Raw genomic sequence first — 22111 nt, 5'->3', positions numbered from 1 at the left:
ATTGAGTATAGTTGAAATACAAACCAGCATTAAGGCTTTAGTTTAATTTAATGAGATTCCCACTTTCGCGGGAAATACTATGAAACAATATCACGACTTAGTTAAACGTATTTTAGAAGAAGGAAACGTAAAAGGAGATCGCACAGGAACAGGAACAAAAAGTGTTTTTGGTCATCAAATGCGATTTGATTTGAGTGAAGGCTTCCCAATGGTCACCACAAAAAAATTACACCTAAAATCTATTATTTACGAATTGCTTTGGTTTTTAAAAGGCGACACTAACATTAATTACCTAACAGAAAATGGTGTAAAAATCTGGAATGCTTGGGCTGATAAAAATGGTGACCTTGGACCAGTTTATGGCCATCAATGGCGTAACTGGAATAGTGATGATATCGACCAAATTAAAGATGTCATCGACACATTAAAAAACAATCCTAATAGTCGTCGTATGTTAGTTTCTGCTTGGAATCCTTCGGTACTTCCAGACACTTCTAAATCCTTTGACGACAATGTAGCAAATGGAAAAGCAGCACTTCCACCTTGCCATGCTTTTTTTCAATTTTATGTTGCTGATGGAAAATTATCTTGTCAACTATATCAACGTAGTGCAGACACTTTTTTAGGAGTGCCGTTTAATATAGCTTCCTATGCACTTTTCACAATGATGATCGCTCAAGTTTGTGGATACGAAGCAGGAGAATTTATCCACACATTTGGTGATGCCCACATTTATAGTAATCACTTTGAGCAATTAGAATTACAACTCTCTCGCGATATTAGACCATTACCAAAAATGAAATTAAACCCTGATGTAAAAGATATATTCGAATTCGATTTTGAAGACTTTACTTTAGTTGATTATAATCCGCATCCACACATTAAAGGTGCTGTGGCTGTATAATTTATTTTTATGAAATATTTCATTCTTACTATTTCCATGTTATTTGGACTACTCGTTTTTAGTCAAGAAATCAAATTAAATCAATCTGAATTAGATGCTTTGTCAACGACAAAAGACACTACAGAGGTTATTGAACACGTTCCTATTTATAAAGGCTGTAAAAACGAAAAAGGCAATACAAACAAAATGAATTGTATGTCTCAAAAAATAAACGAACTTTTTAAAAATCATTTTAATACTGAAATGCATGAAGAGTCAGATTTAGAGCCTGGATTAAAACGGATTGCAATAATTTTTAAAATTAACAAAGAAGGTAAAATCACTAACATAAGAGCAAGAGCAGAAGACGAATATCTAGAAGCTGAAGCCATACGTGTTATAAACTTAATTCCACAAATGACTCCTGGAATACGAGATGGAGAACCAATTGCTGTACCTTACTCAGTACCTGTAAAGGTAGAAATTACTCCAAATAAAAATGAAGGCAAAACAAGATATCCTATTTATAGAGGTTGCGATAAAGAGGCTACAAATTTAGAATTAGAAGCATGTTCTAAACGAAAAATCATGAACTTTATTAAAATGAGTTTTGACATTGAAATGGCTAGTCGTGCATTGCCTCAGGCAAAATCAACACAGTTTCTTTTAGAATTTACAATTAGTAAAAACGGAAAAATCAAAAATATCAATGCAAAAGCAAATCACAAAGCCATAGCTATTGAAGCCATAAATGTAACCAAGCGCCTACCAAAATTCAAAGCACCAGGAACCTGGGAAGGAATTGAAGTTGACACACCTTTTAGCATGTTAATGACACTTGATTTTTATTAACTAAGTGATTTATCAAAAAACAAAAAGAGCTTTCAAAATTGAAAGCTCTTTTTTTAATGTCGTATAACGAAATTAACTATACATTTAAAACACCATTTTCTGCTGAAGCATAATCATTCCATGCGTAAGCATCTGCCTGGTCATCGTTGGTATAAGCACCATCAACTAGATATCTAAACTCATATGAGTTATCTTTTTCTAAATCTACAGTCCCTTTAAAGTTTCCGTTTTTTAATTTCTTAAGTTGAACTGCTTTTTTAGTGTTCCACTCGTTAAAAGTTCCTACAACTGCTACCTTTTTCGCTTCTTCAGCAGGTACAGTAAAAGTTACTTTACAAACTGGTTTGCTTTTTAAGTATTGTTTTGTAATTGCCATAATATATGAATTAAATTATGGGTCAAATGTATAAAAGAAACTGTAAGGTTCGTACGATTAATTCACTATAAATTAAAGAATTATCAATTTGATAAAATTAAGTGTACTTTAATTTAAAGTACGAATAAAAAACACCTTTAAATTATTAAATTACCAAGCATTAATTTATTTATTAAACACTGATTTTCAATTATATTGATACGAAAACGTTTTCTCTTGCACTGTATAATTTTTAATTTACTTCATTACTAAGTTCACATTAAAAATCATAACTTTATATTTGTATATATTTATAATTATGTTCGGAAAAAAGAAAACAACTCCAGGTATAGATCAAGAACAATTAGCTTTAATTAAAGCTGCAGAAAAACGCATCAAACAAAAAAAGCGTTTGTATGTTCATTTTGTACTTTTTCTAATTGGAGCTGTCTTTTTGATTTTAGCAAACACCTTGTTAGGTATTGGTAAAGATTTTAAAATAGCTGGACTTGAATGGTTTGTATTTGCTATTGGTTTTTGGCTAATCTTATTTATATACCACTTTATTACTGTTTTCATTACCCATAAATTTATGGGTAAAGAGTGGGAAGATCAACAACGTGAAGTGCTAGTATCAAAGCAACAAAAACGTATTGAACAACTTAAACAAGACTACTTAAAAGAAGAAAAAGAAATTGCTAAATCACAAGCCTATAATGAAACTCTTGATAGCCAAGAAATTTCAGAAAAAAAAACGGCTGAGCTGACTATAATAGTTGCTGCAGGTGAGAACAATGCAATTGGTAAAGACAATGATTTGATTTGGCATTTAAGTGATGATCTAAAACGATTTAAATCACTAACTAATGGTCATCATATCATTATGGGACGAAAGACTTTTGAAAGTTTCCCAAAACCATTACCAAACAGAATTCATATTGTTATTACAAGACAAAGTAATTATAAAGCTCCAGAAGGTGTTATAGTCGTGAATAGTTTAGAAGATGCAATTGATGCTTCTAAAAATGACAAACAACCTTTTATTATTGGTGGTGGTGAAATCTATAAACAATCAATCCCTTTAGTAGATAAAATTGAATTAACTCGTGTGCATTCTAACTTTGAAAATGCCGATACTTATTTCCCTGAAATTGATACTTCACAATGGAGAGAAGTAAGTAGAACTACTCATGATGCAGATGATAAACATGCCCATGCATTTTCTTTTATTACGTATTTGAAAAAATAAACATTGTTCAAAATTTTAATTTTACTTCAGTTCTAGGCAACCATTCTTAAATATATTACGTCTTAATATATAAGTAGTATCTTGGTATGAGATATTACAATTGTAACGCTTTTAGCTTAGCTTCGTCTTATTTACATTAACCAATCAAATTTCAATTTCCAATGAGTACATTAAAAATCAGTAATTTATCGAAAACTTACGCGAATGGCGTTAAAGCATTAGACAATGTTAATCTAGAACTCGAAAACGGAATGTTTGGCTTATTAGGACCAAATGGCGCAGGAAAATCATCTTTAATGAGAACGCTTGCAACACTTCAAGAAGCTGATTCAGGAAGCGCTTCATTAGATGAAATTGACATTTTAAACCAACCAGCAGAATTACGTAAAGTCTTAGGTTATTTACCTCAAGAATTTGGTGTGTATCCAAGAATTACTGCGGAACAATTATTAACTCATTTAGCCATATTAAAAGGAATTACAAATGGTTCTGAACGAAAAGAACTGGTTAAGTATTTACTAGATAAAGTTAATTTATACGACAAGCGAAATAAATCTGTAAAAGGGTTTTCTGGAGGAATGAAACAACGTGTTGGAATTGCTCAAGCATTGATTGGCAATCCAAAATTGATTATTGTAGATGAACCAACTGCTGGTTTAGATCCTGGCGAACGAAACCGCTTTTATAATTTATTAGCAGATGTTGGCAAAGAAGTTATCGTTATTTTATCGACGCACATTGTAGATGATGTAAGAGAATTATGTACTAAAATGGCCATAATGAATTTGGGAGAAATCGTTTTTCACGGATCTCCTCAAACTGCAATTGATGACTTACGAAGTAAAGTTTTCCAAAAAATTGTGAGCAGAGACGAACTTGAATCTTATGCTAACGAATATAAAATTATCTCAAATAAAATGGTAGGTGGAAAACCACTAATTCATATCTATAGTGAAGACAATCCGCAAAACGGATTTGAACAAGTAACACCTAACTTAGAGGATGTTTTCTTTTCTAAAATTAACACATCAAACGTTCTTGTTTAATCATTCCTAACCATTTTAATCATGTTTAAAACATTCTTTTTATCAGAATTAAAATATACACTTAAGCAACCTATGGTGTATATTTTCATATTCGTATTGGCATTAATGGAGTTCTTTGCAACAGTTAGTGATAATGTGCAAATTGGAGGAGCCATTGGAAATGTCTATCGTAATTCACCTTATACCATTACCATTCACGTTACTATATTTTGCATCTTTAGTTTATTAATGGCAGTTGCCTTTTTTAATAATGCTGCATTACGTGACCATAATAATGAGTTTAATGAAATTCTTTTCGCAACGCCTTTAAGTAAACCAGGTTACTTTTTTGGTCGCTTTTTAGGCGCTCTATTCGTTTCAACCTTACCTCTTCTGGGCATTTTTATCGGAATGCTGATAGGAACTTCTTTAAATTCAGTTTTTGAATGGATAGATCCAGCGCGCTTTGGTCCTTTCTATTTTGAAACCTTTTTGAATAATTACTTACTGTTTATTTTACCAAATATGTTTCTTGCTGGAGCTGTCATCTTTGCTATGGCTAACAAATGGAAAAGCACAGTCATCTCATTTGTTGGTGGCTTATTAATTATTGTAGCCTATATTGTTTCTGGTTCGTTAATGTCTGATGTTGATAATGAAACTATTGCTGGTTTATCAGATATTTTTGGAATTAACACGTATCGCATAGAAACCAAGTATTTTACACCTGTAGAAAAAAATACAATAAGTCCTGGCTTTTCAGGGATTCTATTTTGGAATCGACTAATTTGGATAGCAGTTGGACTTATCATTTTAATGCTTTCTTATTTTAGCTTTTCTTTCAAAAAGAAGAATAAAAAAATCAAGAAAGAAAAATTAAGACCTTCAAAGAAAGACACTGTATTTGCGCTACCAAAGTTAAATCCAACGTATAACGCATCTACTAATTGGATACAATTTAAGAGCTTTTTCTACACTAATTTTTTAAGTATTATAAAAAGTGTCACCTTTAAAATATTATTTCTCTTTTGTATTATCATTTTAGTTGCAGACTTAAGTGGTGGATTCGAGTTTTTCGGACTACAATCCTATCCACTTACCTACAAACTTATAGACTCGATAAAAGGCAACACAAACATATTTACCGTAATTATTCTTATATTTTTTAGCGGTGAATTAATATGGCGTGATAGAGATCATAAAATAAATGAAGTTGTTGATGCTACAGCTCATACGTCATTCATTTCTATGGCTGCTAAAGCCTTATCCTTAGTTTGTATAACTTCTATATTAAACTTATTTTTTATTGGTATTGCAATAATTTATCAATTACTTCATGGATTCACTCGTGTTGAATTAGATGTGTATCTATTAGATTTCTTCTACGAAAACCTTGCGCTTTACATTGTTTTTGGTGGCATCATGATTATGATTCAAGTCCTTTCTAGTAATAAATACATTGGTTACTTTATATCCATATTAGTATTATTAGTTTGGGATATCATCTTAAGTATTTTAGACATCAGTTCTAATATGTTAAGTATTGGTGGAGGTGCTTCAGTTTTTTATTCAGACATGAATGCATTTGGTCCTGGACTAAAAAGCACACTTTGGTTTAATTTATATTGGATTATATTATCCTTTTTAGGATTATTAATTGCTGGTGCACTTTGGAGTAGAGGTTCTAAAAGCTCATTATGGAGTCGCATAAAAACAGCCAGAAAAGAAGTCCCAAAAAGCTATAGAGCTGTCATAATTACTACAGCTGTAGCTTGGCTAGGAGTTGCTGCATTTGTTTATTATAATACACAAGTTTTAAACCCTTATTTCTCTAGTGATACTCTAGAACAATTGTCTGCAGATTACGAAAAAAAATATGGGAAGTATAAAGATATTGTATCTCCCAAAATTACTGATGCTAAGTATTATCTAGATATTTTTCCAAATAAAAGAGATATACATGTTAAAGCCGATTTAGAATTAACTAATACGACAGAACTTCCAATCGATTCACTTCATTTTTATAATAATGATGGTTGGGACACGAAGTTAATTATTCCGAATTCAAAGGCAGTTTATAAAGACACGACCTATTTATTTACAATCTATAAATTGAGTCCTCCTTTGCTACCAGGTGAAAAAATAACAATGACGGTCAATAACAAATACATTACCAAAGGGTTTGCCAATGATAGAGGAAATACAATGGTAGTTAAAAATGGAACCTTCATTAATAATGGTAATATTTTACCAACCATGGGTTATAATGACAGCTATGAAATAGGTGATAAAAACACGCGTAAAAAATATGACCTTCCTGAAAAAGAAAGAATGCCAGAACTTACAGAAGGTGTTACCGATTTACACATGGGAAATTATATTTTTAATGGACAATCTGATTTCGTAAACGTTGAAACTGTAGTTTCTACTTCTGGAGATCAAACGGCAATTGCTCCTGGCTCATTAATTAAAAAATGGGAAGAAAACGGTCGAAATTATTACCATTACAAAACAGACACGCCTTCATTAAACTTCTATTCATTTATGTCTGCTAAATTTGAAATAGCAAAACGAAAATGGAATGGCATAGATATTGAAATCTATTATGATGAAAAGCATGATGTTAATATTGAAATGATGTTAGATGCTGTTGAGCGTTCATTAAAATATTTTACAGAAAATTTTGGTCCATATTACCACAAACAAGCTCGAATTATTGAGTTTCCTAGGTATTCAAATTTCGCGCAAGCCTTTCCAGGAACCATGCCTTATGCTGAGTCTTTCGGATTTATTATAAATCTAGAAGATGAAACGGAGAACAATGTTATTGATGCTGTAATTGCACACGAAATGGGTCACCAATGGTGGGCACATCAAGTTATTGGAGCTTATATGCAGGGAAGCACAATGCTAAGTGAAAGCTTTTCAGAATATTCATCATTAATGACCTTAAAAAACATCAATGAAAATCCAATGAAAATGCGCGAATTTCTTAAATACAATCACGATCGTTATTTACGTGGTCGTAGTGGTGAACGTGAAAAAGAATTGCCTTTATATCAAGTAGAAAACCAAGGCTATATCCACTACGGAAAAGGAAGTGTTATTTTGTATGCTTTACAAGATTACATTGGAGAAGAGAAAGTTAATACGGCAATGAAAGGTTTCTTAGAAGAATATCGTTACAAGGAACCTCCTTATCCAAGTTCACACGATTTCTTACGTTATTTAGAACCACAAGTACCAGATTCATTACACTATTTAATAAAAGATTGGTTTAAAGAAATTACACTTTACGACAATAGACTAACAGATGCTACATATAAGACATTAGATAATGGCAAATTTGAAGTCACTCTGGAAATTGAAAGTTCTAAAATAAAATCTGACAGTCTAGGAAATGAAGTAAAAACGGCTATAAACGATTGGATTGATATTGGTTTCTTTATGGATAGTGATGAAGAACGATTATACCAACAAAAACGAATGAAAATCGACAAAGAGTCAACTTCAATCACAGTTCAATTAGATTCATTGCCAGTAAAAGCAGCTATTGATCCTAGACACATTTTAATAGATCGTGTTTATAAGGATAATATTAAAAGCATAAGTCTAGAAGAATAAAATAGTAAATGTATCACATAAAAAAAACACTATTTCATTAATTGAAATGGTGTTTTTTATGATTTTTTATTTTGATATTAAAGTTTATTCAGAGCTTTAAAATAATCTTTCATAGGCGTGAAATAATGTTCTTCCCATCCTTTTTTATAATGCTCACCAGATTCTGGAACATTGGTATGTTTTAATGTTAATGTTGTTTCTTCTCCATCTTCAGAAAGTAAAATCTCAATTTGAGAATCACTTTCATCATTTTGAAAATTAGTACTTCTCCAAGATTGAACAATTTTATTATAAGGTTTTAACTCAATATTTTTTCCTGTTATATACCCTTCCCAAGCCGTAAATTCATCACCAACCTTATCAGACACAAAAGCTGTTCCACCAGTCATTTTAGAATGTCTTTGTGGACTTAACCATGATTTATAGATTTGTTTTGGAGTTGCTTTTATATTTGTTGTTAATGTAAATTCCATACAATCTTGTTTTTATATTTCTTAAGTTAAACTTTTAAACCTAATAAATATAACTAATTTCGCAATATGATTAAAGCTTTACAACTACGTATTAATTTACATCAAGAGGGAAAACCAAATGGATTGCTCCTCAAAGCAGCTTATGATTTAGGAATTGAACCTTCAGAAATCTCCGGAATTAAAATCCTTAGAAAATCTATTGATGCACGTAAACGTAACATTATGTTTAACTATAAAGTTGAAGTTTACATCAATGAACCTGTTCCTGAAAACTCAGATTACCAATTTGATTACAAAGACGTTTCAAAAGCAAAACCCATTCATATTATTGGATTTGGACCTGCAGGCATGTATGCTGCGCTTCGTTGTATTGAACTAGGTTTTAAACCTATCGTTTTAGAACGCGGTAAAAATGTTCAAGACAGACGTCGTGACCTAAAAGCGATTAATCAAGATCATTTTGTTAATGAAGATTCTAATTATTGCTTTGGTGAAGGTGGAGCAGGAACGTATAGTGATGGCAAATTATATACTCGAAGTTTAAAACGTGGAGATGTACGTCGCATATTCGAAAATTTAGTCTTTCATGGTGCAACTGATCAAATTTTAGTAGATGCACATCCACATATTGGGACTAACAAATTACCGAAGGTTGTTCAGAATATTAGAGAAACTATTTTAAAATTTGGTGGAGAAGTTCATTTTGAATCCAGAGTTTCAGATTTCACTCTAAAAGACCATAAAATTGTTGCTATTCAGCTTCAAAACGGAAATGAATTGGATGTTGAAAAAGTTATTTTAGCTACAGGACATTCAGCTCGTGATATATTTTATTTATTGAATGATAAACACATTCAGTTAAAAGCAAAATCGTTTGCTATGGGAGTTCGCGTTGAACATCCACAAGATATTATTGATGGCATTCAATACCATTGTAAAGGAGAAAAACGGGATGAATTATTACCTGCAGCTGCGTATAGTTTGGTGCAACAAGTCAATAATCGAGGTGTATATTCTTTTTGCATGTGTCCTGGCGGATTTATTGTTCCAGCTGCAACTGCAAATGGCGAAGTTGTTGTCAATGGAATGTCGCCTTCTAGACGTAACAATACCTTTGCAAATTCTGGTATTGTGGTCGAAATTAATGCAGACAACGATTTATATAAATATGAACCGTTTGGAGAATTGAAAGGCTTAGAATATCAAAAAGATTTAGAACGTTTGGCATTCACTTCTGGCGGAAGGCGTCAATCTGCACCAGGACAACGATTAACAGATTTTGTTGAAGGGAAATTGTCACCTAACTTAAATGAAACATCGTATCAACCAGGTTTAAAATCGGCACCTATGCACTCGTTGTTACCAAAATTAATTGGTAGTTCTCTACGAAAAGGTTTTAAAGCATTTGGAGAAAAAATGCATGGTTATTATACTGAAGAAGCTAATGTAATAGGTGTTGAATCTAGAACATCATCACCTGTAAATATCCCTAGAACAGAAACCTTAGCGCATCCTGAAATTTCTAATCTTTATCCATGTGGTGAAGGTGGTGGTTATGCTGGTGGAATTATTTCTGCTGCTATGGATGGCGAACGTTGTGCAGAAGCTGCAACTTCTAACTTATAAGTTCAATATTATTCCTATTTTTGCATCATAAATTTTGATTAAAATGAACGCATATATATTTCCAGGTCAAGGTGCTCAGTTCTCAGGAATGGGATTAGACCTTTATGAAAACTCACCTTTAGCACAAGAACTTTTTGAAAAAGCAAATGACATCTTAGGGTTTCATATTACGGACATCATGTTTGAAGGTTCTGCTGAAGACTTAAAAGAAACTAAAGTCACACAGCCAGCTATCTTTTTACATTCTGTAATTTTAGCAAAAACACTAGGTGACAGTTTTAAACCAGATATGGTTGCTGGTCACTCTCTTGGAGAATTTTCTGCATTAGTCACAGCTGGAGCTTTAACTTTTGAAGATGGATTAAAATTAGTTTCGCAAAGAGCCCAAGCAATGCAAAAAGCTTGCGAATTACAACCAAGTACAATGGCAGCCGTTTTAGGTTTGGAAGATCATATTGTAGAAGATGTGTGTGCAAATACAGAAGGAGTTGTGGTTGCTGCAAACTATAACTGTCCTGGTCAACTAGTGATCTCTGGAGAAGTTGAAGCCATTAACAAAGCTTGCGAAGCACTGAAAGAAGCTGGAGCAAGACGTGCTTTAGTGTTACCTGTTGGTGGCGCATTTCACTCACCAATGATGGAACCTGCTAGAGAAGAATTAGCAGCAGCTATTGAAAATACTACATTTAGCAAACCAAACTGTCCAATTTATCAAAATGTAACAGCTACTGCAATAACTGATGAAAATGAAATTAAAGTAAATTTAATATCTCAGTTAACTGCTCCTGTTCGTTGGACACAATCTGTCCAACAAATGATAGCAGATGGAGCCTCTCATTTTACTGAAGTTGGTCCAGGTAAAGTATTACAAGGTCTAGTTAAAAAAATCAATAGAGAATCTGAAACTGCTTCAGCTACATTTGAAACTAACGCTTAAGATTTTATGAAATTATCAAGAAATGTAGGCATCATTTTGCTTATAATCTTCAATATCACTATTGATCAAATTTCAAAAGTACTCGTTAGGGCTAATTTTGAATACCTGGAAATCAAAGAACTTATTGGAAAGAAGTTCATCATGCAATATGTCGATAACAAAGGAGCTTTTCTAGGAATGGGAAGTGACATGAATGACACCTTAAGAATTGTTTTTTTATTAATCCTTCCTACATTAGTCTTGGGTTATCTTATCTATTATATTTTAGTAAATAAAACTTTAGACAAACTAAGTACTATTGCATTAAGTTGTATTGCTGGTGGAGGAATTGCCAATGTTTTTGATCGTATCGCTTTTGGCAAAGTAACCGATTTTTTCTTTATAAACTTAGGTGGTATTTTTAAAACTGGTATTTTTAATGTTGCAGATATGTCTGTTACGTTCGGAATGATTGTTTTAATTTATACATGGTTTATATCTTCAAGAAAAAAACAAATCAAATAAAACTCAAAAAAGCCTCTTCAAATTGAAGAGGCTTTTTATATTATTTCGCTAAACTAATATTGACACAATCTTTTACTTCTCCATAATAAGTTTCTCTATACTTATATAATGTTTTGAATGGAATATTCAAAAATTGCTTCTTAATGTAAGTAACTTTTACAGATAAGGCACCCATTTTTGGAGTGAACCTAACTTCAGGTTTTGTTTCTCTTTTAATACTAATCAATTTCATTGGTTTTCATTTATCATTAGTTTCAAATAAACAAAAAGGAAAACCAAAGCACAAACAAAAAGAACTAAATCACTGTTAATCAATTTGTTAAATCAAAAACTAATAATAAAATACCTTAAAAATTAGCAGATCAATAATTAAACCGCCTATCATTATCAAATTTATAATTCAATTCTAAGGAATTATTATAGATTTCTAATGATTTTCTCCCATTTCCAAGCTGAAAGCATCGCATCATCAAGTGTAGAATTAGCTTTCCAGCCTAAAACATTATTTGCTTTTTCAGTATTTGCAAAAGCTTTCTCAATATCACCTTCACGTCTTGGTGCAATCTTATAATTAAGAGATTGCCCAGAAACTTTTTCAAAAGATTGAATCACTTCTAACACAGAACTACCAACTCCTGTTCCGACATTAAACGTTTCATAATTAGACTGATTTTTAGACTCTAAAAGGCGCTCTAAAGCTACCACATGAGCTTTTGCAAGATCAACAACATGAATATAATCTCTTATACAAGTTCCATCTGGTGTTTCATAATCATTACCAAAAACAGACAAACATTCACGAAGTTTAGCTCCTGTTTGCGTAATAAATGGCACTAGATTTTGAGGCACTCCAATTGGTAATTCACCTATTTTAGCAGAAGGATGAGCACCTATCGGATTGAAATAACGCAATGCAATTGCATTTAAATTATCATTTACTTTACAAGTATCTTTAATGATCTCTTCTCCAATTTGCTTTGTGTTTCCATAAGGCGATTCAGCAGATTTAACTGGCGCACTTTCTGTTATTGGCATGTCGTCAGCTTGTCCATAAACTGTACATGATGAACTAAAAATAAAATTGGATGAATTAAGTTTAAGTACATCTTTTAGTATATAAATAAGTGTATTTAGATTATTCTCATAATACAACAATGGTTTTTCAACACTTTCACCAACAGCTTTACTTGCTGCAAAATGAATAACTCCAGAAATGTCATTATGTTTTTGAAAAAAGCGCTCAACTGAAGCTTTTTCTTTTAAATCTAACTTTTCAAAAATTGGAGTTTTTCCAGTAATAGCAGTAATACCTTCAATCACCTCTATAGTAGAATTTGATAAGTCATCTATTATAACAACATCATAACCCTCATTTTGTAATTCAACAACAGTATGTGAACCAATGAAACCTAATCCACCAGTTACAAGTATTTTTTTCATTAGTTTAAGAGTTTACAAAATTAATAACAGTAGATGTAATGAATTCAATTTGCTCATCATCTAATTCTGTATGCATTGGCAATGAAATTACTTCTTTTACCAATTGATTAGTGACCGTAAAATCAGCTTCATTATATCTAGAGTCTTGATATGCCTTTTGTAAATGCAAAGGAATTGGATAATACACACCACAAGGTATGCCTTGTTCATTTAAGTGTTTCACCAAAGCATCTCTATCTGCATTTAAAATCTTAAGTGTATATTGATGAAAGACGTGACAGTTTTCAACATCTTCTCTATAAGGAGTGATGATATTATCATGATCTTTAAAAGCATCATCATAAGCATTTGCCGCTTTTAGCCTTGCATTATTATAACGATCTAAATTTTTGAGTTTAATATCTAATATGGCAGCTTGAATTGAATCTAATCGTGAATTCACACCAACGACATCATGGTGATAACGCTCGTACATTCCATGATTTACAACACCTCTAATCGTATGTGCTAAATCGTCATCATTAGTAAAAATAGCTCCACCATCTCCATAACAGCCTAAATTTTTAGATGGAAAAAATGATGTCGAAGCCACATCTCCAATAGTTCCAGCTTTTACTTTTCGACCATCACTATAGGTATATGTTGAGCCAATGGCTTGCGCATTATCTTCAATAACGTAGAGATTATGTTCTTTTGCAATCTCCATAATAGCTTCCATATTGGCACACATTCCAAACAAATGAACAGGAACTATAGCCTTAGTTTTGGGAGTGATTGCCTTTTTAATAGCATCAACATCTATATTAAATGTGATTGGATCAACATCTACTAAAACTGGAGTCAATTGTAACAATGCAATAACCTCAACAGTTGCTGCAAATGTAAAATCTGCAGTAATCACCTCATCTCCTGGCTTCAAACCTAATCCCATCATGGCAATTTGCAAAGCATCTGTACCATTAGCACAAGGAATCACATGTTTAACACCTAAATACGCTTCAAGATTTTTCTGAAACTCATGAACCTTAGGTCCATTTATATATGCTGTAGAATCTAATACCTCTAAAACAGAGCTATCAACCTCAGCTTTTATTTTGCTATATTGACCTTTAAGGTCAACCATTTGAATTTTTTTCATACAAGACGAAATTACGAAATTCATTAGCATTAAGCAATGAAATTATTTTAAAGAACAGTATTTTAGCAGTAACGTAAACGTTTATATATTGTATAATTTAGGAATACATATACTTTCATTCATTTTAAAAATTCTTGCATTTTTTAATTTAAAGATTAAAAAAGGTGTTGAAGGACGTCGTCAAACTTTTAAATTATTGAAGAAAAACTTATCTCCAAATGATAAAACTATTTGGTTTCATTGTGCCTCATTAGGTGAATATGAGCAAGGCTTACCAGTATTTGAATCAATTAGAACTAATTACCCTTCGTATAAAATAGTATTGACTTTTTTTTCTCCTTCAGGATATGAAATCCGAAAAAACACTCCTATTGCAGACATTGTTACATATTTACCTTTAGACACAAAATTAAATGCAAAACAATTTTTAAACATTGTTAATCCAGAATTTACCGTGTTTGTGAAATACGATATTTGGCCCAATATTTTATATGAATTAAAAAGAAGAGATGAACGTGCTATTTTGATTTCTGCATTATTCAGAAAAAAACATTCCTATTTTAAATGGTATGGCAATCACCTTCGGAAAGCTTTGCAAGTGTTTGAACATATTTTTGTACAAGATGAAAATTCGAAAAAATTACTCCAAAATATTAGCATAACAAATGTTACGATTTCTGGTGACACTAGATATGATCGTGTTTCAAATCAGCTAATACAAAATAATGATTTGAGTTTTATTTCAGAATTTAAAGGCGATAGCCTATGTGTTGTTATTGGTAGTTCATGGCCTGAAGATGAATCCATTCTAATAGATTATATAAATAAGACTGCTTCAAAACATTTAAAATTTATTATTGCTCCTCATAATATCAATAAAGTTCAAATTGATAATATTACAAAAAAGCTAGAGCTTGATTATGTATTATTTTCCGAAAAGAATCGTAAAGAAGTTATTGGCTATTCAGTATTCATCATAGACACCATAGGATTGTTATCTAAAATATACAGTTATGCAGACATTGCTTATGTAGGTGGAGCAATGGGAACGACTGGTCTTCACAATATTTTAGAACCAGCAGTATTCGGTATTCCAATTATTATTGGTAATAACTATGACAAATTTCCAGAAGCAAAAACAATGATAAAAAATGGAGGCGTACTAACTGTAAGCAGTAAAAACACGCTTAAAAACGGACTAGATAACCTAATCAACTCTTCAGAAAAAAGATTAAAAGTTGGAACACTAAACGAAAACTTCATTAAAAAAAATAAAGGAGCTGTAAACCAAATCATGGATTACATACGTATATAAGACTGAAATTAAAGTAAAACCTAAGCCTGTTAACAAAAAGTTAATTTTTTTAAGGTCTTTTCAATATAACTTATTAATTTCGTGTATTATTAATTAACACTAAAACTATTACAATGAAAAAATTATTATTAAACATCGCATTGGTATTGGCACTTGTAGTATCAGTATCATGTAGAGAAACAAAAGAAGGAGCTGAAGGTGCTGCTGATGCTGTTGAAAATGCTGCTGAAGAAGCTGGTGATGCAATCGAAAATGCTGCAGATGCTGCTGGAGAAGCAGTAAATGACGCTGCAGATGCTGCAAGTGATGCTGCTGGAGATGCAGTAGACTCAGTTAAAGAAGGAGCTGCTGATGCTGCCGACAAAGCTAAAGATGCTGTAAATGATGCTGTTGACAAAGCTAAAGGTGATGCTAAAGATGCAGTAAATGATGCTGTTGATAAAGCTAAAGAAAAAGGTAAAGATATGGCAAGTGACGCTGTAGACAAAGCCAAAGAAAAAGGTAAAGACGCATTAAATGATGCTGTTGATAAAGTTAAAAAAGACAACTAAACTTAAACTTAACGTTGCTTTTATAAAAAAAGGTCTGATTTTATCAGATCTTTTTTTATAGGTATACATTTAAAACAAAAAAGCCGAAACATATGTTTCGGCTTTTCATTTGTACTGAAGACGGGACTTGAACCCGTACGTCCTAATGGACATTGGATTTTAAGTCCAACGTGTCTACCAATTCCACCACTTCAGCATTTAGATGTACTAGACGTACAAATTGGTATATTTTTAAGTGTAGAGCGAAAGACGGGATTTGAACCCGCGACCCTCACCTTGGCAAGGTGATGCTCTACCCCTGAGCTACTTTCGCATTAGCAATGTATAAGAACGTTCTTTGTTATTGCGAGGGCAAATTTAAGACTTTTATCAGAAAAGCAAAGCCTTTTTAAAAAAAAACTTAGATATTTTTATGCATGTTTCTTTTTCAGCAACATACGCTTTATTTCATTCAGCTTCATTAAGGCCTCAACTGGTGTTAAAGTGTCAATATCAATATTAACTATTTCATCTTTAATCTGCTCTAAAAGAGGATCATCCAAATTGAAAAAACTCAATTGCATATCATTTTCTAGCCTTTTTACTTTATCTGTTAATTCTTCACTAGAATGTGATTTTTCAAGTTGCTTTAATATTTTATTTGCACGATGAATCACTTGTTGTGGCATTCCTGCCATCTTTGCTACATGAATACCAAAACTATGCTCACTTCCTCCTTCAACAAGCTTTCTTAAAAACAACACATTATCTTTTAATTCTTTTACAGATACATTGAAATTTTTGATACGTTCAAACGTTTCAGACATTTCGTTTAACTCATGATAATGCGTAGCAAACAACGTCTTAGCTCTGCTTGGATGTTCATGTAAATACTCACTAATTGCCCAAGCAATAGAAATACCATCGTAAGTACTAGTACCTCTTCCAATTTCATCTAACAACACCAAACTTCTATCTGATATATTATTCAAAATAGAAGCGGTTTCATTCATTTCAACCATAAAAGTCGATTCACCCATTGAGATATTATCACTTGCTCCTACTCTTGTAAAAATCTTATCGGTTAATCCAATCGTTGCACTTTCAGCAGGCACAAAACTTCCCATTTGCGCCAACAACACAATTAATGCCGTTTGACGTAAAATAGCAGATTTACCAGACATATTCGGACCAGTAATCATAATGATTTGTTGCTTTTCACGATCTAAATACACATCATTTGCAATATAAGGCTCGCTATGTGGCAATTGTTTTTCTATAACTGGATGTCTTCCGTTTTTGATATCTAGCTCATACGTTTCAGTAAGTATTGGTCTCGCATAATTATGATCGATAGCCAACTTTGAAAAACCACAAAGGCAATCCAACTGAGCAATAAGTGCCGAATTTTTCTGAACAGGTTTTATAAAACCAATCATCCAATGAATCAACTCAGCAAACAACTGTTGCTCAATAGCCAAAATACGTTCTTCTGCGCCTAAAATTTTAGTCTCGTACTCTTTAAGTTCTTCTGTAATATAACGCTCTGCGCTAACTAGAGTTTGCTTACGTATCCATTCTTCGGGAACTTTATCTTTATGTGTATGACGCACTTCAATATAATAACCAAACACATTATTGGAAGCTATCTTTAGAGATGTTATTCCAGTACGTTCACTTTCACGTTCTAGCATTTTATCTAGATACTCTTTGCCAGAAGCCGAAAGATCTCGAAGTTCTTTCAACTCAGAAGAAAAATCTGAAGAAATCGTATTTCCTTTTAAAATATTAACTGGAGCTTCTTCATTTAAAGTTGCTTTAATACGCTCACGAAGTTCATCACAAGCATCCATTTGTTCTCCTAAATATTGTAATGCCTTATTTTTAGACTGAACCGCTAATGCTTTTATTGGCACAATAGCTTCCAAAGCATTTTTAAGTTGAACGACTTCTCTCGGACTTATTTTAACTGTAGCAACTTTTGAAATCAAGCGTTCAATATCTCCAATTTGCTTCAATTGATGCTGAAACTTAGTCAATAATGTTATATCTTCATTAAGAAATTCAACTACGTCGTGCCGATGTTTAATACTTTCAAGATTCACTAAAGGCAAAGCCAACCAACGTTTCAGTAGTCGTCCACCCATTGGTGAAATCGTTTTATCAATCACATCCACCAACGTCACTGCATTCTGATTATTAGATTGATACAGCTCTAAATTTTTAATCGTAAAACGATCCATCCAAACATGCTCACCTTTAGTTAAGCGTTGTATAGAGGTAATGTGTTGTAATTTATGATGCTGTGTTTCGCTTAAATAATGTAAAATTGAACCAGAAGCTACAATCCCTTCATATAAGTCTTCAATCCCAAAACCTTTTAATGATTTTGTATTGAAATGTTTCAGTAACGTTTCATTAGCATAATCATCTTGAAACACCCAATCTTCTAAATAAAAAGCATGAAAATCGTTCCCAAAAGCAGTATTGTATTTTAACTTATTAGGCTTTGACACCAATACTTCACTTGGTTTAAAATTCTGAAGTAACTTATCTATATATTCTTCGTTGCCTTGAGATATAAAAAACTCACCTGTAGACACATCTAAAAATGACACTCCAACAGCATGCAATCCAAAATAAACAGACGCTAAAAAATTATTGGTTTTAGAATGTAAAATATCATCATTCAGCGCAACACCTGGAGTAACTAATTCGGTAACACCACGTTTTACAATGGTTTTGGTTTGCTTCGGATCTTCAAGTTGATCACAAATAGCAACACGACAACCAGCTTTCACCAATTTAGGTAAATACGTATTTAAAGAATGGTGTGGAAAACCTGCTAATTCAATTTCGGTCGGACTACCAGCGCCTCTTTTGGTTAAAATAATATCTAAAATTTTAGACGCTTTTACAGCATCTTCACCAAAGGTTTCATAAAAATCTCCTACTCTAAACAATAATAATGCATCAGGATACTTTGCTTTGATAGCATTGTACTGTTTCATTAATGGTGTTTCCTTTTTTACTTTTTTAGCCAATGGTTTTGTGTATTTTTGTGAACATTGTAAGACTGCTAAAGTACTTATAATTTGAAGTTTTAGAAAATGGTAACCTTATAAGTTATCTACAATTAAGACTAGATTTTAACAACTAAGCTAGGAGATTGCCACGTCTTTCGTCCTCGCAATGACAGAAAGATGATTTTGAAATGAGAAAACTAAAAAACAGCGAACTTGACCGATTAAATGTCGACGAATTTAAATTGGCAGAAAAAACACCTCTTATTATTATTCTTGACAATATTAGAAGTCTAAACAATATTGGTTCAGTATTTAGAACTAGTGATGCATTTTTAGTTGAAAAAATTTATCTCTGTGGAATCACGGCAACACCTCCTCATAATGACATTAGAAAAACAGCTTTAGGAAGTACAGAAACCGTAGATTGGGAATATGTTGAACACACTATCGAATTAGTTGATAAATTAAAAACTGAAGGCACATCAATAATAAGCATTGAACAAGCTGAACGCGCGACAATGCTAAACGATTTTAAACCTAAAGCCAATCAAAAATATGCTTTAGTCTTTGGAAATGAAGTAAAAGGCGTGACTCAAGATGTGGTTAATGCAAGTGATGTTGTAATTGAGATTCCACAATTTGGAACCAAACACTCATTAAACATTTCAGTGAGTTGTGGTGTTGTGGTTTGGGATGTATTTAGTAAAATGAATTCTATTTCTTCCTAACAGGAATCCAAATATCTTCTTCAATATTCTGAAGATCTTTACTATAATTTTCACTTAAAATTTCAAAATGTGCTTTTGGATCTAATTGATATTCAGAATTAGGCAACCACTCTTGAAAGATATAAGCTCTACTTTTTGGAAACTCAGAAACAGAACCTTTAAAACTGAATACAACATAGGTTCCAGATTTTATAATAAATGAATCCATTCCTTCAGGTAAATCATTACTGTCTTTAACCTCTACTGCAACCCATTTATCAAATTCTGAATTGAAATCAGTAGGCGAATAATTGTCACCATAATCTTGAATAGAAAACACATGTTCCCCAATTCTTGAAGCTACTTCATGTCGTCTAGGCATAAACAATTTTGCTAATTGCTTCGTCTTTTCATTTATAGTTAAAACAGATGTTTGGGTTTTCATACCAACAATCAATCGATCTTCAATAACTTCAATACGATGTTTCATCATGCAGTACAAATCTCATTAAGCAGCCACAAATAGTCTGCTCGATTTTTCACAAAATCCTTTTCAGAAACATCAATGATTTTCACATTGAGTTCGGTCTGATTTTTTAAAAAGTCTAAATAGCCTGAATTAATTTTCTCTAAGTATTCACTTTCAATATTTTGTTCGTAATCACGACCACGTTTTTTGATATTCTCTTGTAAACGCTCTGTGTTTTGATAGAGATAGACATATAAATCTGGTTTTGCAATGTCCTTATACATCAAATAAAATAGTTTTCTATAGAGTTTGAATTCATCTTCAGGCAACGTGATTTTTGAAAAAATAAGCGACTTATAAATATCGTAATCACTTACCATAAAATCTTTAAACAAATCTAATTGTGATAAATCATCACTTATTTGCTGATAACGATCGGCAAGAAAAGACATTTCTAAAGTAAACGCATAACGCTGTGGTTCTTCATAAAATTTTGGCAAAAACGGATTATCCGCAAAACGCTCTAAAATCAACTTAGCATTAAAATCTTGTGATATTTTATAAGCCAAACTTGTTTTACCAGCTCCAATATTTCCTTCAATAGCAATATAATTCTGATTCGAAAAATTAAATCGCTTTGTTGGATTCTTCAACCAAATCTTAATTGGTACAATATCACTAACATCCTCACAGGCTTCTAATAACTCTGCAACCGTTTGTTCCAAAACAGGATGTTTCAACTTTGAAGCGATATCATGTAAAGGATGTAATACAAACTTTCGTTTTTGCAATTCAGGATGCGGAACCTTCAGTGTTTTTGAATCTATGATCTCATCATTATAAAACAACACGTCTAAGTCAATCGTTCTGGCTTCATAGGTTTCAGAAATTGTTCTTGAACGTCCTAATTTGGTTTCAATTTGCAACAGTTTGTCTAAAACAGCTTCCGCAGAACATTCAGTTTCAGCATAGAGACAGGTGTTTAAAAAATCATCGCCTTCAAACCCAAAAGCTGGAGTATTATAGACTTTAGCAATGCTATTCACTTTTCCAATTTCTTCAAAAATCAAATTCACAGCGTCCTGCAGATGTTTAATTCTGTCGCCTTTATTACTTCCAAGAGCTATGTAAACGTGGTTAGGTGAATTCATAATGAATGCCAAAATAATGAAAAGAAATCCGTTTTATCTTATATTTACAGTAAGTATTTATTCACAATTTATGACCTTAAAAGATAAACTAGCTGCACAAAAAATCTATTTGTTCTTAGCTGCTCTGTTTATCACGTCTTTAGTCGTTTCAAATCTTATATTTCAAAAGTTTTTTTATTGGTATCCATTTGATGTAGAAATTTTTGGTGCCAAGTTATTTGAGATTTCTGTTGGCATACTTCCTTATCCTATTACATTTTTAATTACAGATTTAATTAGTGAGATTTACGGAAAAAAGAGAGCGAACCAAGTCGTTGTATCTGGAATTTTTGCATCTCTATTTTCATTATTTATCATTTTAGTGTCAAGTAATATGCCAGCAACCTCTTGGTCGTATGTTAATGACGAAACGTTTTCAAATGTATTTGGTAATTCAGCGATAGCAGTATTTGCAAGTATGATTACCTATTTGTTTGCACAATTTGTAGATATTCAAATCTATCATTTTTGGAAGCATCTTACTAAAGGTAAACACCTTTGGTTAAGAAATAATTTTTCAACTTGGTTTTCTCAGTTTGTAGATACGTTTACCATTTTAACATTATTATGTTCGTTTGGAATTATTCCTTGGAAAAACTTCGAAGGCTTACTCATCAGTGGCTTTCTATTCAAAGTAATCGTTGCAGCATTAGATACGCCATTTTTATATTTAGGTGTGTATCTTTTCAGAAAACGTTTTGGCTTAAAAGTCAATGAAGAAATTGAATTGATCTAATCAGGCAATAATCTCATCAATTGGGTTAAAAT

20 protein-coding genes and 2 tRNA genes are annotated in these 22111 nt (G+C 32.2%); 12 read left to right on the top strand and 10 right to left on the bottom strand.

Annotation, left to right across the window (positions count from 1 at the left end; all coding sequences use genetic code 11):
* Positions 1-79 precede the first annotated feature (79 nt).
* A complete protein-coding gene (locus MUN68_RS01150; RefSeq protein ID WP_249995150.1) occupies positions 80-904 on the top strand; it encodes a thymidylate synthase in 825 nt (274 codons plus the stop codon).
* 9 nt (positions 905-913) lie between these two features.
* Positions 914-1735, top strand: coding sequence for an energy transducer TonB (locus MUN68_RS01145; protein WP_249995151.1), 822 nt, complete (start codon positions 914-916; stop codon positions 1733-1735).
* A gap of 76 nt (positions 1736-1811) precedes the next feature.
* Here MUN68_RS01145 and MUN68_RS01140 read toward each other — a convergent pair whose 3' ends face one another.
* Complete coding sequence (locus tag MUN68_RS01140) at positions 1812-2111, bottom strand: isoamylase early set domain-containing protein (RefSeq protein ID WP_249995152.1); 300 nt, start codon at positions 2109-2111, stop codon at positions 1812-1814.
* A 298-nt stretch (positions 2112-2409) separates the two neighbouring features.
* Here MUN68_RS01140 and MUN68_RS01135 point away from each other — a divergent pair, with 298 nt between their 5' ends.
* The 3 genes from MUN68_RS01135 (at position 2410) to MUN68_RS01125 (ending at position 7988) form a co-directional block, all read left to right on the top strand.
* Complete coding sequence (locus MUN68_RS01135) at positions 2410-3339, top strand: dihydrofolate reductase (RefSeq protein WP_249995153.1); 930 nt, start codon at positions 2410-2412, stop codon at positions 3337-3339.
* A 161-nt stretch (positions 3340-3500) separates the two neighbouring features.
* A complete protein-coding gene (locus MUN68_RS01130) occupies positions 3501-4385 on the top strand; it encodes an ABC transporter ATP-binding protein (protein WP_249995154.1) in 885 nt (294 codons plus the stop codon).
* A 21-nt stretch (positions 4386-4406) separates the two neighbouring features.
* A complete protein-coding gene (locus MUN68_RS01125; RefSeq protein ID WP_249995155.1) occupies positions 4407-7988 on the top strand; it encodes an ABC transporter permease/M1 family aminopeptidase in 3582 nt (1193 codons plus the stop codon).
* A gap of 77 nt (positions 7989-8065) precedes the next feature.
* Here the strand turns inward: MUN68_RS01125 and MUN68_RS01120 are convergent, their stop codons facing one another.
* A complete protein-coding gene (locus tag MUN68_RS01120) occupies positions 8066-8461 on the bottom strand; it encodes an SRPBCC domain-containing protein (protein WP_249995156.1) in 396 nt (131 codons plus the stop codon).
* 66 nt (positions 8462-8527) lie between these two features.
* On the opposite strand from MUN68_RS01120, the gene MUN68_RS01115 reads away from it, so the two are divergent.
* The 3 genes from MUN68_RS01115 to lspA are packed head-to-tail and all read left to right on the top strand — an operon-like array spanning position 8528 to position 11528.
* Positions 8528-10087, top strand: coding sequence for an NAD(P)/FAD-dependent oxidoreductase (locus tag MUN68_RS01115; protein ID WP_249995157.1), 1560 nt, complete (start codon positions 8528-8530; stop codon positions 10085-10087).
* A 43-nt stretch (positions 10088-10130) separates the two neighbouring features.
* On the top strand, positions 10131-11024 hold the full coding sequence (gene fabD, locus MUN68_RS01110) for an ACP S-malonyltransferase (RefSeq protein WP_249995158.1): 894 nt from the start codon (positions 10131-10133) through the stop codon (positions 11022-11024).
* A 6-nt stretch (positions 11025-11030) separates the two neighbouring features.
* Positions 11031-11528 (top strand): signal peptidase II, encoded by a 498-nt coding sequence (lspA, locus tag MUN68_RS01105; protein ID WP_249995159.1) that lies wholly within the window; start codon positions 11031-11033, stop codon positions 11526-11528.
* Between the two features lie 40 nt (positions 11529-11568).
* Here the strand turns inward: lspA and MUN68_RS01100 are convergent, their stop codons facing one another.
* From MUN68_RS01100 to MUN68_RS01090, 3 genes are all read right to left on the bottom strand, one after another.
* A complete protein-coding gene (locus MUN68_RS01100) occupies positions 11569-11760 on the bottom strand; it encodes a hypothetical protein (protein ID WP_249995160.1) in 192 nt (63 codons plus the stop codon).
* Positions 11761-11945: 185 nt separating this feature from the next.
* The gene (galE, locus tag MUN68_RS01095; protein WP_249995161.1) at positions 11946-12968 is read right to left on the bottom strand and encodes a UDP-glucose 4-epimerase GalE; all 1023 of its coding nucleotides are present in this window, start codon (positions 12966-12968) and stop codon (positions 11946-11948) included.
* Positions 12969-12972: 4 nt separating this feature from the next.
* The gene (locus MUN68_RS01090) at positions 12973-14106 is read right to left on the bottom strand and encodes a DegT/DnrJ/EryC1/StrS family aminotransferase (RefSeq protein ID WP_249995162.1); all 1134 of its coding nucleotides are present in this window, start codon (positions 14104-14106) and stop codon (positions 12973-12975) included.
* Positions 14107-14302: 196 nt separating this feature from the next.
* On the opposite strand from MUN68_RS01090, the gene MUN68_RS01085 reads away from it, so the two are divergent.
* Positions 14303-15421 (top strand): 3-deoxy-D-manno-octulosonic acid transferase, encoded by a 1119-nt coding sequence (locus MUN68_RS01085; protein WP_317134785.1) that lies wholly within the window; start codon positions 14303-14305, stop codon positions 15419-15421.
* A 113-nt stretch (positions 15422-15534) separates the two neighbouring features.
* The gene (locus tag MUN68_RS01080) at positions 15535-15972 is read left to right on the top strand and encodes a hypothetical protein (RefSeq protein ID WP_249995164.1); all 438 of its coding nucleotides are present in this window, start codon (positions 15535-15537) and stop codon (positions 15970-15972) included.
* A 112-nt stretch (positions 15973-16084) separates the two neighbouring features.
* Here the strand turns inward: MUN68_RS01080 and MUN68_RS01075 are convergent.
* The 3 genes from MUN68_RS01075 to mutS all read right to left on the bottom strand — a co-directional run bounded on the left by MUN68_RS01075 (position 16085) and on the right by mutS (position 18995).
* Positions 16085-16168 (bottom strand) — tRNA-Leu (locus MUN68_RS01075).
* A gap of 45 nt (positions 16169-16213) precedes the next feature.
* Positions 16214-16285, bottom strand: a tRNA-Gly gene (locus MUN68_RS01070).
* A 97-nt stretch (positions 16286-16382) separates the two neighbouring features.
* Positions 16383-18995 carry a DNA mismatch repair protein MutS gene (gene mutS, locus MUN68_RS01065; RefSeq protein WP_249995165.1) on the bottom strand — a complete coding sequence of 871 codons (2613 nt, stop codon included), beginning with the start codon at positions 18993-18995 and terminating at the stop codon, positions 16383-16385.
* 170 nt (positions 18996-19165) lie between these two features.
* On the opposite strand from mutS, the gene MUN68_RS01060 reads away from it, so the two are divergent.
* Positions 19166-19705, top strand: a complete 540-nt coding sequence (locus MUN68_RS01060) for an RNA methyltransferase (protein ID WP_249995166.1) — start codon at positions 19166-19168, stop codon at positions 19703-19705.
* On the opposite strand, the gene MUN68_RS01055 is transcribed toward MUN68_RS01060, so the two are convergent.
* Positions 19692-20177, bottom strand: a complete 486-nt coding sequence (locus MUN68_RS01055; RefSeq protein ID WP_249995167.1) for a GyrI-like domain-containing protein — start codon at positions 20175-20177, stop codon at positions 19692-19694. The genes MUN68_RS01060 and MUN68_RS01055 overlap by 14 nt on opposite strands.
* Entirely contained in the window at positions 20174-21304 is a 1131-nt protein-coding gene (folK, locus tag MUN68_RS01050) for a 2-amino-4-hydroxy-6-hydroxymethyldihydropteridine diphosphokinase (RefSeq protein WP_249995168.1), read from the bottom strand. Before folK ends, MUN68_RS01055 begins: the two co-directional genes overlap by 4 nt.
* A gap of 70 nt (positions 21305-21374) precedes the next feature.
* Here folK and MUN68_RS01045 point away from each other — a divergent pair, with 70 nt between their 5' ends.
* A complete protein-coding gene (locus MUN68_RS01045; protein WP_249995199.1) occupies positions 21375-22079 on the top strand; it encodes a queuosine precursor transporter in 705 nt (234 codons plus the stop codon).
* The last annotated feature ends 32 nt before the right edge of the window (positions 22080-22111 follow it).

It is taken from the genome of Psychroserpens ponticola, from assembly GCF_023556315.2.
Classification (GTDB): Bacteria; Bacteroidota; Bacteroidia; order Flavobacteriales; family Flavobacteriaceae; genus Psychroserpens; species Psychroserpens ponticola.
This window is presented reverse-complemented; position numbering and strand designations above follow the sequence as displayed.